The sequence below is a fragment of the Winogradskyella aquimaris genome (genome assembly GCF_042676105.1).
Lineage (GTDB): Bacteria > Bacteroidota > Bacteroidia > Flavobacteriales > Flavobacteriaceae > Winogradskyella > Winogradskyella aquimaris.
In genome coordinates this window covers 514,785-532,211 of sequence record NZ_JBHTJQ010000016.1, presented here as the reverse complement: position 1 = coordinate 532,211, position 17,427 = coordinate 514,785, and the positions used below count along the sequence as shown (strand labels likewise).

The 17,427-nt window shown below is 36.2% G+C and carries 12 protein-coding genes; 5 read left to right on the top strand and 7 right to left on the bottom strand.

All coding sequences use genetic code 11. The features are described from left to right. Positions 1-5: 5 nt before the first annotated feature. The 3 genes from ACFQ1K_RS12335 to ACFQ1K_RS12325 form a co-directional block, all read right to left on the bottom strand. Positions 6-1,007, bottom strand: a complete 1,002-nt coding sequence (locus tag ACFQ1K_RS12335; protein WP_320554444.1) for an AAA family ATPase — start codon at positions 1,005-1,007, stop codon at positions 6-8. Between the two features lie 147 nt (positions 1,008-1,154). Continuing rightward, positions 1,155-1,967: a DUF4382 domain-containing protein gene (locus ACFQ1K_RS12330; protein ID WP_320554445.1), complete on the bottom strand. Its 813-nt coding sequence runs from the start codon at positions 1,965-1,967 to the stop codon at positions 1,155-1,157. Positions 1,968-2,109: 142 nt separating this feature from the next. Then, a complete protein-coding gene (locus ACFQ1K_RS12325) occupies positions 2,110-2,721 on the bottom strand; it encodes a DUF4382 domain-containing protein (protein WP_320554446.1) in 612 nt (203 codons plus the stop codon). Positions 2,722-2,780: 59 nt separating this feature from the next. Between ACFQ1K_RS12325 and ACFQ1K_RS12320 the strand changes: the two genes are divergently transcribed. Genes ACFQ1K_RS12320 through ACFQ1K_RS12310 form a run of 3 tightly spaced genes read left to right on the top strand, consistent with a single transcriptional unit; the run spans position 2,781 to position 5,561 of the window. Continuing rightward, entirely contained in the window at positions 2,781-3,644 is an 864-nt protein-coding gene (locus tag ACFQ1K_RS12320; RefSeq protein WP_320554447.1) for an aldo/keto reductase, read from the top strand. 2 nt (positions 3,645-3,646) lie between these two features. After that, positions 3,647-4,399 carry an SDR family NAD(P)-dependent oxidoreductase gene (locus ACFQ1K_RS12315; protein WP_320554448.1) on the top strand — a complete coding sequence of 251 codons (753 nt, stop codon included), beginning with the start codon at positions 3,647-3,649 and terminating at the stop codon, positions 4,397-4,399. A gap of 28 nt (positions 4,400-4,427) precedes the next feature. Then, on the top strand, positions 4,428-5,561 hold the full coding sequence (locus tag ACFQ1K_RS12310; protein WP_320554449.1) for an ATP-binding protein: 1,134 nt from the start codon (positions 4,428-4,430) through the stop codon (positions 5,559-5,561). Positions 5,562-5,775: 214 nt separating this feature from the next. On the opposite strand, the gene ACFQ1K_RS12305 is transcribed toward ACFQ1K_RS12310, so the two are convergent. The 4 genes from ACFQ1K_RS12305 to amaB form a co-directional block, all read right to left on the bottom strand. Further along, entirely contained in the window at positions 5,776-6,150 is a 375-nt protein-coding gene (locus ACFQ1K_RS12305; RefSeq protein WP_320554450.1) for a hypothetical protein, read from the bottom strand. A 49-nt stretch (positions 6,151-6,199) separates the two neighbouring features. Next, positions 6,200-7,387, bottom strand: coding sequence for a DUF1501 domain-containing protein (locus ACFQ1K_RS12300; RefSeq protein ID WP_320554451.1), 1,188 nt, complete (start codon positions 7,385-7,387; stop codon positions 6,200-6,202). A 2-nt stretch (positions 7,388-7,389) separates the two neighbouring features. Next, the gene (locus tag ACFQ1K_RS12295; RefSeq protein ID WP_320554452.1) at positions 7,390-8,763 is read right to left on the bottom strand and encodes a DUF1800 domain-containing protein; all 1,374 of its coding nucleotides are present in this window, start codon (positions 8,761-8,763) and stop codon (positions 7,390-7,392) included. 132 nt (positions 8,764-8,895) lie between these two features. Next, the gene (gene amaB, locus ACFQ1K_RS12290; RefSeq protein ID WP_320554453.1) at positions 8,896-10,449 is read right to left on the bottom strand and encodes an L-piperidine-6-carboxylate dehydrogenase; all 1,554 of its coding nucleotides are present in this window, start codon (positions 10,447-10,449) and stop codon (positions 8,896-8,898) included. A gap of 121 nt (positions 10,450-10,570) precedes the next feature. On the opposite strand from amaB, the gene ACFQ1K_RS12285 reads away from it, so the two are divergent. Together ACFQ1K_RS12285 and ACFQ1K_RS12280 are read left to right on the top strand one after the other, a co-directional pair. After that, complete coding sequence (locus tag ACFQ1K_RS12285; RefSeq protein ID WP_320554454.1) at positions 10,571-11,650, top strand: isoaspartyl peptidase/L-asparaginase family protein; 1,080 nt, start codon at positions 10,571-10,573, stop codon at positions 11,648-11,650. A gap of 179 nt (positions 11,651-11,829) precedes the next feature. Further along, complete coding sequence (locus tag ACFQ1K_RS12280) at positions 11,830-17,418, top strand: alpha-2-macroglobulin family protein (RefSeq protein WP_320554455.1); 5,589 nt, start codon at positions 11,830-11,832, stop codon at positions 17,416-17,418. The last annotated feature ends 9 nt before the right edge of the window (positions 17,419-17,427 follow it).

Genomic DNA, 17,427 nt, shown 5'->3' with positions numbered 1-17,427 from the left:
AAATCTTAAGGCACCTCAATCTCATTAACAATCTTGTTAATGATGTCTTCAGAAGTTACATTTTCGGCTTCAGCCTCATAGGTAATACCAATTCTATGACGTAGTACATCATGTACAACGGCTCTTACATCTTCTGGAATGACATAACCTCTTCGTTTTATAAATGCATAACATTTGGCTGCGTTGGCCAAATTAATACTACCACGAGGCGATGCCCCAAAAGAAATTAAAGCCTTTAAATCGCCCAACCTATATTTCTCTGGATAACGGGTCGCAAAAATGATATCGAGGATATACTTTTCAATTTTTTCGTCCATGTAAACTTCTCTAACTGCTTCTTGAGCACTGAGAATTTGTTTTATTGAAACCACAGGATTGACTTGATCAAAGGTACCTTTCAAATTGGCTCGAACAATCAATTGCTCTTCGTCCAGTTTTGGATAATCTATAACGGTTTTAAGCATAAAACGGTCAACCTGCGCCTCTGGCAAAGGATAAGTTCCTTCTTGCTCTACTGGGTTTTGTGTTGCCATTACCAAGAATGGTTTATCCAAGGTAAAGGTTTCATCTCCAATAGTTACCTGCTTCTCTTGCATAGCCTCTAACAAAGCGGATTGTACTTTTGCCGGTGCTCTGTTTATCTCATCTGCTAGTACAAAATTGGCGAAAATTGGACCTTTCTTGATTGAAAAATCATTCTCTTTTATATTGTAAATCAATGTACCGATAACGTCTGCTGGCAGTAAATCTGGTGTAAACTGTATTCTACTAAAACTGGCATCAATGGCTTTGGATAAGGTATTGATAGCTAAGGTTTTTGCTAAACCCGGAACACCTTCTAGCAAAATATGTCCTTGTCCAAGTAGACCAATTAGCAAACGTTCCACCATATGTTTTTGACCAACAATGACCTTGTTCATCTCTAAGGTTAGTAGGTCTACAAATGCACTTTCTTTTTCAATCTTTTCATTAATTGACTTAATGTCAACTGTACTCGTTTCTTCCATAATTCTTAGGTGTAAGAGCTTATCTTTTCTAGTGATTTATTCAAAGATGCAAAGTGTTAAAATTATTCGGTAGTTGCTGTTAACAATTGGTTAAAAAAAAGTGCGATATCGTAATGATACCGCACTTTTTTAATTGTTTTGTTTTTTCTACTCTAAAGTAATTGTTCCTAAGTTTGTTGTTTGACCAACCGTAACCTCAACATCGTCTACAATAACAGGATCTAACATCGCGTCGTCATCTGGTGTAATGGTTACTATATAAAACCCTTCTGGTAATCCAACAATTTCAAAATATCCTGATGAGTCCGTAAAGGTTGAAGCTGTAATATCGCCATTTGTCACCTCAACTTCTACAGAAATGTCATTAGGCAATACATTTCCAGCAATTGTACCAGAATTAATTTCTAAACTGGCTCTCAAAACTGGTTTTAAATTTATATTTCCTGAATTCCCCGCCATAACAATAGATTCATCGACATCAAAATCCAGAACAAAATCGTAATTAAATCCACTAATAATTTCCTGATCTACCATAATTTTTAACCCAGACTGTTGAGCACTTGGTGTATTTAATGGTCTAGGCTCCATTTCTCCTTCCAAAACTACACTATTATCATCACCCAGAATTAAACGTATTTGCTTTATGGTACCTTCTTCAATTTCTTCATTATCTACCAATTGTAAGCTCACACCACCCGTGAGTTCAAGAAGATCGTACACTCCCGGAGAAATAATCCCTACAGATTGCCACCCATTATCATCATCTTCATTAAAATCATCGCTGTCATATTTTACCATAACATCTAAGACTTCTACATATACATGTTCATAATCTCCTGCATCATCGACTAATTTTATGGAAAGCGTTGGTGAAGCGCTATTCGTTGAATTATCGGAATTATTACATGAAAATGTTAAGAGGACTAAAAATGCAACTGTAAAATGTTTTAAAAATTTCATAACTTATATTTTGATTACTACTAATATACGGCATACATGCTACCTTTAGATGTCATGATTCAAATTTATAATCACAAAAGTTTTGCAAAAAATGACTTAGGCTCTCTCCCTTTAATAATAACTGAAACTCTCTAGAAAAAACTTAATATTCAATCTGACGTATAGCCGTATATAATTTAGGATTAAGAACCCTCATATTTTCTTCTTGATTATAGCTTATGGATTTATCGAGGTCTATATCAATCACCATATGGTATCTTCGTTTTGAGTTAAGCTGTGTTTCAATAACATTAGAAGGTCTGGCATTCCCAAAAGTAGAGACTTCTAAACTGTGCAATACGTTATTAATATCAATAAAATTATTATCCCCAAGGACTAATCGTATTTCATGAAGATAAAATGCTTCAATCTCAAAGTCATCAACTAAAAGGAGTGTTGCATCTTCATTCAATTCTGAAGCATTACATACACCTTGATTAATCGTATGTAAACTCAACCAATTAGCTACAGGTGCATTATCTGTTTTTACTTTGAATTGAATATCTTGAATATCAAGGTAAATGCTATGAGATATTTGATTAGAGGTTTTTAGCGTTATTGTAACCTGAGTCCTATCTTTAGCTTCATCAACCTCATCTTTTGAGCAACCTGTTAAACTTATTAAAAGAACAGATAATAAAACTTGTTTAACAAGATGAGCCATTTTCATGATTGGGAGTGCATAAGAATTACAAAACAAGAATACTTTAATCATAATGATTTCTGTATTTTTATACATCAATTGCAGGAAAATCTATATAATCTGAAAGAAAAGTGAAATATTCTCGATTAATTGCAGGTACTATGACCTGGGGACGTTGGGGCAAACAACTCTCAAAAAAAGAAATGGCAGACCTTATAAAGCATTGTCTTTCCCATAACATCACAACCTTCGATCATGCTGATATTTATGGTGGTTATACCACAGAAGCCGACTTTGGAAAAGCCTTTATGAACTCAGGTATTAAACGTGAGGATATTCAGTTGATATCAAAATGTGGAATTCAACATTTATCCGATAACCGAAACAATAAAGTAAAACATTACGACTACAGTAAAGAGTATATTATTTGGTCAGTTGAAGAGTCACTCAACAACCTTGAAACAGACTATTTAGATTTACTACTGCTTCACAGACCAAGCCCACTCATGGTTGCAGAAGAAATTGCCGAAGCAGTTACCATTCTGAAAAAAGACGGGAAAATAATGGATTTTGGTGTTTCTAATTTCACACCATCGCAAATGGAAATGATTGGTCTACGTGTGGATATCGATGTCAACCAAATTGAATTTTCACTAACACAGCATACAGCCATGCATGATGGCACTCTAGATTACATGATCACTTCTGGTATTCAACCCATGGCCTGGTCTCCTTTGGGTTTGGTTTTTAAAGAGGATAATGAACAAACCCGACGGATTCATAAACAACTGGGTTTATTGATGGATAAATACAACGCAACGGAAGATCAACTTTTGTTGGCTTGGATAATGAAACATCCATCAAAAATTCACCCTGTGGTAGGCACCACAAACAAAACAAGATTAAAACAAGCTATAGAAGCTACAAAAATTGAATTAGAACTGGAAGACTGGTTCTTAATTTTAGTAGCTAGCCAAGGGCATAAAGTTCCATAATTATGAAAAAAACAGCTTTAATCACTGGTGCTACTAGTGGGATTGGAAGGGCAACAGCTTATGAGTTTGCCAAACACGGTATTAATTTGGTCTTATGCGGTAGAAGACAAGAGAGGTTAGAAGAGATTAAAAAAAACCTATCTCAACAAACTCATGTACATATCTTAAATTTTGATGTAAGAGACAAGGAAGAAACACTCAAAGCTATTGCATCTTTACCTGAAGCATTTAATACGATTGACATTCTAATTAACAATGCAGGTAACGCACATGGATTGGATCCCATTCAAGATGGGAGTCTTGAGGATTGGGATGCCATGATGGATATTAACGTAAAAGGATTGCTTTATGTCAGTAAAGCTATAATTCCTGATATGACAAAACGAAAATCTGGTCATATCATCAATATTGGTTCATCAGCAGGTAAAGAAGTTTACCCAAAAGGCAATGTATACTGTGGTAGCAAGCATGCCGTTTTGGCCATTACAGAAGGTATGCGAATAGACTTAAATCCTTTTGGGATTAAAGTTACTGCCATAAATCCTGGTTTGGTTGAAACAGAATTTTCCCAAGTACGATTCAAAGGTGGACAGCAAGCCGATAATGTCTACAAAGGTTACAAGGCACTACAACCCGAGGATGTTGCAGAGGTAATTTACTTTGCTGTTTCAAGACCATCTCATGTTAATATTGCAGATGTATTAATGTTCTGTACAGCTCAGGCCAATTCTTCCATCGTGAAAAAAACAGATTAGAATTCTTGTGTAAACAGGAATGAAAATTATGATTAATAAACGCCTACTCATAAAAAACCTACTGGCTCACAATGATGAGAACAGCTTTTATGACAAAAAACGAAAGGTTGATATTAGCCATAAAGAGGGAAAAGCTAAATTTTTAAAGCACATCTGTGCCCTTTCCAATAGCAATCCAAAAAACAACTCCTATATTGTTATAGGGGTTGAGGATGAAGACAATAAAATTGTTGGTACCGATTTTTTTGACGACAGTAAGATTCAGAATCTTATCAATGCTTACCTCAGCAATCCACCAATAGTTCAGTATGAGAATATTCCTTTTCCTCATTTACCAGACGATAAAGTCGTGGGCTTAGTCACTATAAGACCTATAGACAAAATCACTTCTCTTCGAAAAAACATTTGGAAGTATTATGGTGGCTCCGTCTTTTTTAGAGATGGCAGTATGAGTATGCCCAAGGTATTTGATATTGAAATTAAAGATGTTAATTCCAAGATTGTTGCTGCTATTGAAAATCATGCACAAAACAACATAGAATTAACCTTAAATGGCGTTTTTGACTTTATGAACAAGCGCGAGGATTACAATCCACAATACAAAGTCTTTAAAGAGTATTTTGTGCTTTGTTGGTCAGGACAAAAAAAGCAGGTGAAAGACGAAGTTTTCTATTCTAGAGTAGATATTGAAATGATTAACGAACAAGTACGTCTGTTCTACTCAGCGTTAGATGAAGTTGCCATTTTTTATAATGAAGATTCTTTTAAAATTGTGGAATACGTTAGACTTGGTCTGCAAAAATCATATAAATACTATAAACTCGAAGAAAAAATCATACACTTTGATAATAATGCCAACTATGCTATTGAATCTAATTTAATTTTTGAACCTCCACAATTCGACAAAAAAGTATTATACCATATCTACAACACAAACAATACCTTACTAGAAAAACTGGAAAAAGGAATAACAATTGCAAATCATGAAATTCCCGACCTTAAAAATTTAGCGGCAAGTTATTTAATATGTTACCTCAATGGATTTGAAGATGCCTTGCCAAAATTAGATTACGCAAAGCCCCATATTAAAAAGTATGATGAAGATCTTTACGGGTCCTACAAAGAAACTATGAGGATACTTCGTAAAGTGAAATACAATTGATTTTTATCGGACATAACTGCTAGTTTATCCGCTATTTTTGCATCTCATCGAAGTCTAGGTTTTTATTAATGCAGATAATACATTTTTTTCTGCCTTTCATCAAAAATTTAAAAATTTAAAATATTTAATACGCATCTTTGGTATGCTATTAATCAATTATATAACCTTGTTTCAGCAAGCTTTAAAAGCTAAATCTGGAACAAGGTTTATTGTTTTAATTAGGTGTTAATTGAAATTCTATAATTTCTGTGATGACATGACAGTCATCGTCGGTCCTAGTCACTAAAATTGGATCTGAAGTAAAGTCTTGATAGTTAGTAGATGTTATTTCTATAATATAAGTTCCCTCTCGTTCACCTGCACCAAAAAAATTGTTGGAATTCTCAATCCGCATAAGTTCTTCTTCATAAAAACCATCCGAAGCCTTAACGGTTAATCCATCTGTAACAATTGTGTTGTCGACGGCATCTCTTAGTGTAATACTCAGTCCATAAACATATTCTTCTGTACAGTATTGTGGGTTGGAGTCATCAGAATTGCAGGCAAGGAGTGTTATAACAATTAGAAACAAAATAAACTTCTTCATCATTTTAGCTTTTTACTTTAAAAATAACCAAAAAAGCTATTCAAATGTAATTCTAAATGAAATCGAGCTTTTCAAAATCCCTATTTAAAACCTCTTTGTCATCGGCTTTTAACCACTTATTCAGAATTGTGGCATAGATGGTCCTAAAATCAATTTCATATATTAAATCACCATTATCGTCTAACTGCTCTAGGCTAGCCAAATTATTATAGAAACCTGATTGCTTTAAATTTTTACCAATGATAAAAACATTATTTGCTGCACCATGTTCGGTACCATTAGCAGCATTTTGTTTTACGCGCCTTCCAAATTCCGAAAACGTTAAAATCAAAGTATCCTTAAAGGTGTCGTTTCGTTTTAAATCTTTAACAAAGGTTGAAATACTTTCAGCATATTGCGATAATAATCTTGCTTGTTTATTTTGTTGATTGGCGTGCGTATCAAAACCGCCAAGAGAGGTGTAAAACACCTTGGTGTCTAAATTTGAATTGATGAACTGTGCAACGTTTTTCAACTGTTTAGCAAAACCATTCTGAGGATACTCTTGTTTTGATAACCTTACTTTGGTGTTTTCGTAAATATACTTTGCAGAAGATTTTGCTTCAATCATTGTTTGATAGAGATAACCCAAATTGTGCTCGCTCAAATGTGCATCATTATAATGACTGAGAACACTCTTAAAAAATGGATCTTTAGCCGTTCTGTGCAATATTTTATAGTCGTTAGTGGCAATACCGTTAAAATGTTCACCTTTCATAGCCAAGCTTAACTGCTCATCCATCTCAATGGCATTGTAGGGTTTGTTGCCATGCATATCCATATATCGACCCAGCCAACCACTTTGTAAATATTGGTGAGAATCGCTTGCCGTTTGCCAAATATCCATAGACCTAAAATGCGAACGCACAGGATTTGGATAACCTACATTATTTAATATTGAAAGTTCGCCGTTATCATATAAATTACGCAAGGATACCAAACTTGGGTGAAAGCCCAAATCATCAGTCATACGAATGATGTCTTTGGTAATTGCCAAACTTGGTCTAGAATTGTAATAAATATCATTGTTATATGGAATAATGGTATTTAAACCATCATTACCCCCTGCCAGTTGGACGACAACTAATCTCTTATAACCTAAACGTATAGAATCAACAGATTCAAAGGCTTTAAGAAAACTTGGCACAAACATTAAACTGCTTGCCAATGCAGAATCTTTTAGAAATTTTCGTCTATCCATAACTAACTCATTTGATATTCTGGTAATGACATGAGCTGAACACAATAATCTCGCTTAGAAGCTTTACTTAGCGTCTTAAGGTATGCTGCAGTGCCGTTATTAATAGTTCCTTGAATGATGATATCTGAAAGATCTACAGTCTCAATAGCCTTAAAGTCTTTTGAAAACGCTCCCCAATCTGGTAGTGTTTTGAATGGTAATTTTCCTTTACTACGCTTGAAATATTCCTTTCTGAATTTATCATTGAAATCACCATATTCCTTTAATGAAATCATAGCATTATTCAATAAAACGGACGGCAATTTTAATCTTACCATTATGGTATTGGCATCAATCCAAGCTTTGTCTCCTTTCCAGCCCGCTACATTTGGAGGGTGTAATAACATTTGACCCAATAGTTTTTGAATAACGAGAAGATCCCTTTCGCTTTCAAATGATACCGGAACTGTATTTGCTATACCTACCAAAAATTCAATGGGTGACTTTATTTTGCTTCCGATATTTTCTTCTGCATAAAACCAATCAGCCATAAACATGAAGTGCATTAGATGTTCAATGTTGTAATCCTTAAAAAATACATTGGTCATGGCTTCAATATGGGCATTATTTGGTATTGGATTTACAAAATAGCGATAGACCTTGTCACAAATAAATCGAGCGCACTGCTTATTGGAAAGTATTTCATCTATAATGTCATCTCCATCAAATCTTGCTGTTTTACCAAAAAACGTTTTAAAGCCATAGTCGTGCTGAAACTTCCTAAAAACAAATTCCCCTCTAAAATTATGGTTATAACCTGTAAAAGCACGTGCACTTTCTTTAATGTCACTTTCAGTGTAGTGACCTTCACCCAATGTAAAGAGCTCCATCAATTCACGTGCAAAGTTCTCATTGGGTTTGTGCTTCCTGTTTTGTTTTCCATTGAGGTATTTGAGCATTGCGGCCTCCTTGGAAATGGCTTTCACAAACTTCCTAAAATCACCAAGCGCATATTGTCTCAGTGTATTGTTGTATCGCTGAATGTGCATAGGATGCCTATCTCCACAGACAAAACGATTTGCCCAAAACAGAGTCATTCGTTCACGCAGTAATTCTTTTGGATGTATCAGTCGTTTTACCCAAGCATAATTAAGCTCTAAGATTTTTTTTTGGTTTTTTTCCTGAATTTCCTTTGCTAAAGAAGGGAACTTTTTGATGTCTATTGGATTCACACCTTGTAGATACGAAAAATCCAATTGAATTGGTGTAATGCTTTGAGAATCTTTAAAAAGAGCAGTCACAACTTTTTTTCTCTCTTTAGAAAACAATGAACCCATTTTTGGATGCCACCCAAAACCAGCACGCCAATACAAATGTTGAAGCTCCTTTTGTGTCATAACCCTTAGACTACAATTTCAAATTTTGGTTTAACAAAAACAAGAATCATTCCGAAATAGTCATACCAATTAAAATTAAAAACCCATTTCTAAATTAGAAACGGGTTTTAAGAATTGAAAGTATGTTATTAACTATAAATCGAACTTGATACCTTGTGCTAAAGGTAATTGGTCTGAATAGTTTACCGTATTGGTTTGTCTTCGCATGTATATTTTCCAAGCATCAGATCCTGATTCGCGTCCTCCACCAGTCTCCTTTTCACCACCAAAAGCACCACCAATCTCTGCGCCAGAAGTCCCAATATTTACATTGGCAATACCACAGTCACTTCCTGCGAAGGATAAGAATTTTTCTGCTTCTTTCATTTCATTAGTCATGATTGCAGACGATAACCCTTGTGCCACACCGTTTTGCAACTCAATAGCATTTTCAACATCACCAGAATATTTCATTAGATATAAAATTGGTGCAAAGGTTTCCGTTTGTACAATTTCAAAGTCGTTTTCTGCTTCTATAATTGCTGGTTTTACATAGCAACCAGACTCATAACCTTCACCTTCTAAAACACCACCTTCAACTAACACATTTCCGCCCTCAGCTTTTGCTTTTTCAATTGCAGATAGATAGGTGTTTACAGCATCCTTATCAATTAAAGGACCTATATGGTTTTTCTCGTCTAAAGGATTTCCAATAGTCAATTGCTTGTATGCACCAACAATAGCATCTCTTACTTTATCGTAAACAGACTCATGTATAATTAATCGTCGTGTACTTGTACAACGTTGTCCACAAGTACCAACAGCACCAAATACAGCACCTGGTACTACAACTTTTAAGTCTGCTGTTGGGGTGATGATAATGGCATTGTTACCACCTAATTCTAGTAAGGACTTTCCAAAACGCTCAGCGACAGTTTTGCCAACGATACGTCCCATACGTGTAGATCCAGTTGCAGAAATTAAAGGAATTCTATGATCCGTTGTCATAAATTCACCCACTTTGTAGTCCCCGTTTATGATACAAGAAATACCTTCTGGTAAGTTGTTTTCCTTTAATACCTCAGCAATAATATTTTGACAAGCTACTGCACAAAGTGGAGCTTTTTCTGAAGCTTTCCAGACGCAAACATCACCACAAACCCATGCTAGAGCTGTGTTCCAAGACCAAACCGCAACTGGGAAGTTAAATGCAGAAATAATTCCAACAATACCTAAAGAGTGCCACTGCTCTCTCATAACGTGTCCTGGTCTTTCAGATGGAATGGTTTGACCATTTAATTGCCTTGATAATCCCACGGCAAAATCACAGATATCTATCATTTCTTGTACTTCACCGTAACCTTCTTGTAAAGATTTACCCATTTCGTAAGACACCAATTTACCTAATGGTTCTTTTAATTCTCTTAAACGATTACCAAATTGTCTAACTATTTCACCCCTTTGTGGTGCTGGCATTGCTCTAAACTGTAAAAAAGCGTCTTGAGCAGTTTTTATAACTTTATCGTAGTCTTCTTTTGTTGTAGTAGAAACTTTACCAATTAACTGTCCGTCTGTTGGCGAGTAAGATGAAATTAACTCACCACTACCAAAGCTATTAGAGCCTGTAGAAGTTCCATGATTAATAGCTTTAACACCTAGTTGATTTAAGGCTTCTTTTATTCCGAAATCGGTAGCAACTGCTTCCATATACGTCTATTTTTTATGAATTATTAAAATTTGCCACGAAGTTACTAATAATTTATCAGTTTAGCTTGAAGAGTGACATCTAATAATGTAACTTTAAAGCACTTAAAAATCAGCTTTCATTATGAAAAAACTTCTCATTTATTTCATCGTATTTTCTCTTTGTTTCTCGTGTAAAAATAATAGCGAATCAACTACCGAAAACAGTTCTGAAAAATCCACAAGCCCACAAGTTGAACCCGCAGATTTTGCCATCATCATTCACGGTGGTGCAGGCACCATTCTAAAAAAGAATATGACACCCGAAAAAGAAGCAGCTTACAAAGCGAAGTTAGAAGAAGCTATTAAAGTAGGCTATGAGATTCTAAAAAATGGTGGAAGCAGTCTGGATGCCGTTGAAAAAACAATTAACGTTTTAGAAGATTCACCACTCTTTAATGCTGGCAAGGGTGCTGTGTTTACGAATGCTGAAACTAATGAACTCGATGCTTCCATAATGGATGGCAAAACCTTAAACGCTGGCGCATCTGCCGGCACCACAACAGTTAGAAATCCTATCAACTTAGCTAGAGCTATAATGGAAAAATCAAAGCATGTCATGCTATCAGGAAAAGGTGCGGAAATCTTTGCAGAAGAACAAGGATTAACTCTTGTTGATCCGTCCTATTTTTACACCGAAAACCGATTAGAATCCCTAAAACGTGTTAGGGCGCGCGAAGCTAAAAATGCGAGTAAAGTAGATACCGAATCTGCTTACTTTGACTTTTACGATGCAGATATTAAAAATGCGAAATTTGGTACGGTGGGTTGTGCTGCACTTGACAAAAATGGAAACCTCGCTGCTGGCACCTCAACCGGCGGAATGACTAACAAACGTTATGGTAGAATTGGTGATGCACCAATTATCGGTTCTGGCACTTATGCCAACAATGCTACTTGTGCAGTATCTAGTACAGGTTGGGGCGAATATTTTATAAGAGCACAAGTGGCTCACGATATTTCGGCTTTAATGGATTACAAAGGCTTAAGTTTAAAAGAAGCAGCGAAAATAGTTTTAGACAAGGTAAAAAGCCTCGGTGGTGATGGTGGTATTGTAGCTGTAGACAAAAATGGCAATATGGTTGCCGATTTTAACACTGCTGGCATGTATCGCGCTACGATGAACGATAAAGGTGAGTTGACGATTGGGATTTATGAAAATTAATTCAAGTCAGTTCGAGTGAAATTAAACCTGCTATTACTTCTTGATACCATTTTATAACTTTAAGAACAATTTAACAACCGCCTAAAATCTAAACCTGAAACAACTGGCGTAATTATTTAACAAGAAAGCACCTACCTCTCTTTTTAAGTCAATGTTTTACACTAAATCCATCATCAGCTATGCAGTTAAAAAAGCACCTTCTCGTTCTACTGACACTAAGCCTTGTATTTTCTTGTAAAAAGAAGCCTATTGAAACCGATAACATTTTTAAGTTTCGCGATTACATCAGCTATACCACATCTGGTCGTGTTTCGGTAACGGATCCTATAAAAGTCAGTTTAGCAGAAGAGGTTAAAAGTTGGGAAGCTGAACAAAGTATTGATGCAAAAATCGTAAAAACACATCCTTATGTTGAAGGATCCCTCAAAGCTCTAAACAAACACACGCTTTTGTTCACGCCAGATGAAAATCTAGAATCAGACACCGAATACACCGTTACTGTTAATCTATCTGACATCTATAAAAACATTCCTAAAGACTTTGAGTATTACACTTTTCAGTTTAAAACCATTAGACCGAGTTTTAATCTTAATACCAAAAATCTACAATCGTATAGCAAAGAATGGCAGTATGTTTTAGGTACTTTGCAATCGGCTGATATTATTGCTCTAGAAGATGCTAAAAAGTTGGTAGAAGCCTCTCAGAACAATAAAGACCTCAACATTGTATGGTTAGAAGGTAACGACACATCTCGTTATTTCGAATTTAAAATTGATAGTATTAAGCGAGAGATTGAAGATAGCAAAGTCCTCGTGTCTTGGGATGGCAAAGCTATTAACGCTGATATTAAAGGGGAAAATTACCTTAACATTCCTGGTAAAAACAACTTTACTATTATAGAAACTAATGTAATTCAAAATCCTGAGCAGCATTTAACGATTAACTTTTCAGACCCTTTACAAAAGCAACAGAATTTTGCTGGTTTGGTAGCACTTCAAAATGTAAAAAACCCAAAATATATCGTCGATGGTAATGTATTAAAAGTGTATCCAGATATTAAATTGGTAGGAGACATCAGAGTTGATGTATTTACAGGAATCAAAAACACTGACGGCTTCAAACTCAAAAATCAGTTCACCCAAACCCTAACCTTTGAGGAATTGAAACCTCAGGTGCGCTTAGTAAGCAGTGGTTCTATTCTTCCGAATTCAAAAGACTTAACTTTTAATTTTGAAGCGGTTAATTTGAGTAAAGTCGATGTGCGAATCATCAAACTTTTTGAGGATAATGTGCTTCAGTTTTTACAAGACAATAACCTTAATAGCAATAACAGTTATGCGATTAGAAATGTTGGTCGTCGCATTGCCAAAGAGACGATAACGCTTATTCAAAATCCATCTCAAAACACAGGAAAATGGAAAGCCTACAGCGTCGATTTATCTAAATATATACAAGCAGATGCTGGTGCTATTTATCGCGTTGAAATCGACTTTAAAAAAGATTATTCCTTATACGATTGTTCATCTAATGTTGAAACTTCAGACGTCGATGAGGACGATTATTATGATGATTATTACGACGACTTTTATGAGGATGATGTTTATGCTTCCGAAGACATTTCCGAAGAAGAACAAGACTTAAGAGAAGAGCAGTATTGGGACAACCTTACCTATAGTTATAAGAACAGAAATTACAACTATCGCGAAAGAAATAATCCGTGTACTGAATCCTATTTTAACTATGGCAATAAAGGCATTGCTGCCAACCTTATTGGCTCTAACCTTGGTGTTATTGCTAAGAAAGGCAACGACAATACCTACTTTTTTGCGGTGACCAATATTTTAGATACTAATCCAGAATCTGGCACAAAAATCACATTATACAACTATCAACAACAAGCTTTGGCAGATGGTATTACCAATCAAGATGGTTTTGTAGAAATTGACGCCAAAAAACGTGCAGCTTTTGCGGTTGCTCAAAAAGGTAACAACGTGAGTTATGTAAAATTGTTTGATGGTAATTCGCTGTCTTTAAGTAAATTCGATGTATCTGGAAGCAGATTGCAACGTGGACTTAAAGGCTACATTTATGGCGAACGTGGTGTTTGGCGACCTGGCGACAGTCTGTTTTTAACCTTTATGCTAAATGACAAAGCGAACAAATTACCAAAACGTCATCCCGTAAAATTAGAAATCACAGACCCAGTTGGTAAGTTGGTCTATCGTAAAGTTTCGGTAGATAACATCAATAATTTCTACGATTTTAAAGTGCCTACTTCGTCAGATTACAAAACAGGAAATTACAATGCTAAAGTTTCGGTTGGTGGTGCCAATTTTACCAAAAGTTTGAAAATTGAAACGGTAAAACCGAACCGTTTAAAAATTAAAATAGATTTTGAAGACAAGGTGTTAACCAACAACAAACCACTTCAAGGCGATTTGAATGTGGCCTGGCTTCACGGTGCACCTGCAAAGAATTTAAAAGCTGAAATTAAGGCAAAATTCACAACAAAATATACCAGTTTTGAGGGTTATAAAAATTATGAATTCAACGACCCAACTCGTAATTTCAGTACGGAAGAAACTAATGTTTTTGAAGGTAATCTTGATGCTGAAGGCAATGCAAAAGTCAATTCAATATTAAATATTGGAAAAAATGCACCTGGAATGTTAAACGCACAATTCTTAGTTCGTGCTTTTGAAAATGGTGGCGGTTTTTCACTCGATGCGTTTACAGTGCCTTATGCACCTTACGAGAGTTTTGTTGGTTTGCGTTCGCCTGAAGGCAATCGTTATGGCTCGTTCTTCACGGATGAAAATCACACCTTTGACATTGCAACGGTTGATGCCAACGGGAAACCAATTCAGCGTAAAAAATTAGAAGTAAAAATCTATAAAATTGAATGGCGTTGGTGGTGGAATTCCTCTTACGACAACCTGTCTAGTTACGTGTCTAGCAATTACCATAGACCAATGCAACAGTACGAAATTGACACAGATGCTTCAGGTAAAGCAAGCTTCAAAATCAATATTCCGGAAAAAGACCGTGGACGCTACCTCATCAGAATTGTGGACCCAGTGAGTGGTCACGCAACTGGTCGTACTGCGTATTTCTATAAAAATTGGTGGTCTAATTCCCCATCTGGCGATAAGGATGCGGCTAAAATGTTAGTCTTTTCAACAGATAAGGACAATTATAATGTTGGCGAAACTGCAAAACTTACCTTTCCATCTGGTAGTGAAGGTAGAGCGTTAATCAGTATAGAAAATGGCACCGAAGTTTTAAAACACCAATGGGTAAAAACACAACCTGGCGAGACTACAGTTGATATTCCTGTAACGCCAGAAATGGCTCCAAACGTATTTATCAATATTTCGTTGTTGCAGCCTCACGCTATAACGTCTAACGATTTACCGATTCGTTTGTATGGTGTTATTCCTATGATGGTAGAAAATCCTGCCACCAAATTAGAACCACAAATTAAGATGCCAGATTTTATTAGACCTGAGCAATCTTACGAAATAAAAGTATCTGAAAAGAACAACAAACCAATGACCTACACCATTGCTGTTGTAGAGGAAGGTTTACTCGATTTAACCCGATTTAAAACACCAAATGCTTGGGATAGTTTCTACGCTCGTGAAGCATTAGGTGTAAAAACTTGGGATGTTTTCGATGATGTTATTGGCGCATATTCTGGCAGTATAGACCAAGTCTTTGCTATTGGTGGTGATGGTGCTGCTGCTAAAGGCAAGAACAAAAAAGCCAATCGTTTTAAACCTGTAGTGACGTATTTAGGACCGTTTCTTTTGGATGCAGGGAAAACACAAACACATCAATTAAAAATGCCAAATTATATTGGTGCTGTGCGCACAATGGTTGTTGCTGGAAATAATACTAATGAAGCCTACGGAAGTGCTGAAAAATCTGTTCAGGTTAAAAAACCTTTGATGGTCTTGGCAACTTTACCACGTAAGTTGAGTCCTGGCGAAAAAGTAACGCTTCCTGTTACCGTTTTTGCGATGGAAAACAAAGTGAAGAACGTCAATCTATCTTTAAAATTGAGTGATGGAATCACAGTTAAAGGTCAGCAAACACAATCGCTTCAATTCGATAGACCAGATGAAAAAATGGTATATTTTGAATTGGATGTTTCTAAAGCAAAAGGTATCAATACGATTGAAGTTATCGCTTCAGGAAATGGCGAAACATCGAACTACAAAGTAGAGATTGATGTTGAAAACCCTAACCCAATGACCTCTCGAGTTATTGATAAGGAATTGGCTGCCAATGGCAATCAAACGATTGACTTTTCAACCTTTGGCGAACCAGGCACCAACTATGCAACGGTAGAATTTTCAACCTTGCCACCAATGGATTTTTCTAAGCGTATGGAATATCTCATTCGTTACCCTTACGGTTGTGTTGAGCAAACCACATCTAGTGTATTTCCGCAGTTGTACTTAACGGATATTTTTGACCTAACAGATAAAAAGAAAAAGGAAGTACAGCAAAATATTGAAAATGGTATTCGTCGTTTGGGCACCTTCCAAAATCCAGATGGTGGCTTAGGGTATTGGCGAGGCGAACGAACGGCAAGTGACTGGGGAACGAGCTATGCAGGTCATTTTATGATTGAAGCCGAAAAGAAAGGATTTGTTTTACCTCTAAGTTTTAAGAGCAACTGGATTGCCTATCAACGTCAAGCGGCTCGCAACTGGCGACCAAGCTACAGACATTACCATAGTGACTTAACGCAAGCCTACAGATTGTATACCTTAGCTCTAGCAGGAAGTCCGGATTTAGCGAGTATGAACCGATTACGTGAGTTTGATGACATTTCTAATGATGCTAAATGGCGATTGGCTGCGGCTTATGCTCTGGCCGGACAAAAAGAAGCGAGCCAAGCGATAGCGAAAACGGCCAATATCGATTTTCAGCCTATCAATTCTGATAATTACACGTATGGGTCGTTACACAGAAACAGAGCAATGGCTTTAGAAGCAATGTTGCTTACCAACGATTCTAAAAAAGTAGAATTGGCAAAAAGTATTGCCAAATCGCTATCTAGTGATAGATGGATGAGCACGCAAACCACAGCCTACAGCTTATTGGTAATGGGTAAACTTATTGTTGAAAATGGTGGAAAAGATTTAAAACTCAACTATTCCATAAACGGTAAATCAGAAACTATTGCCACTAAAAATGGTATTGCACAACGCAACATTCCTGTGAATGATGGTACAAATCAAATTACAGTCAATAACAGCAAGGACAATGTGGTCTATGTTAGAATCTTAAATTCTGGAAAACTGAAGTTAGGTGAGGAATTGCCAGTACAACGTGGCTTTTCAATTTCAACAGTCTATAAAGATTTACAAGGAAATACAATAGATGTGACCAAATTACAACAAGGTCAGGATTTTGTAGCAACGGTTAGCATTTCTAACCTCACGAGTGATTATGTCAATGATGTGGCGCTGACTCAGATTTTTCCATCGGGTTGGGATATTGTCAACACACGCTTTACCGATTTTGGTGATACAACGGTCAGTCAAGCTAGATATACAGACATTAGAGACGACCGTGTCAACTTCTTTTTTGATATGAATAGAAAAGGGAATTATGGCACAAAAACCTTTACGGTAATGCTCAATGCATCCTATTTAGGCACTTACTATTTACCAGGTGCACAAGCCGAAGCTATGTACGATAATGACAATTATTTAGTACGCAATAAAGGGCAATGGGTAACAGTTGAGAAATAAACGAACTCA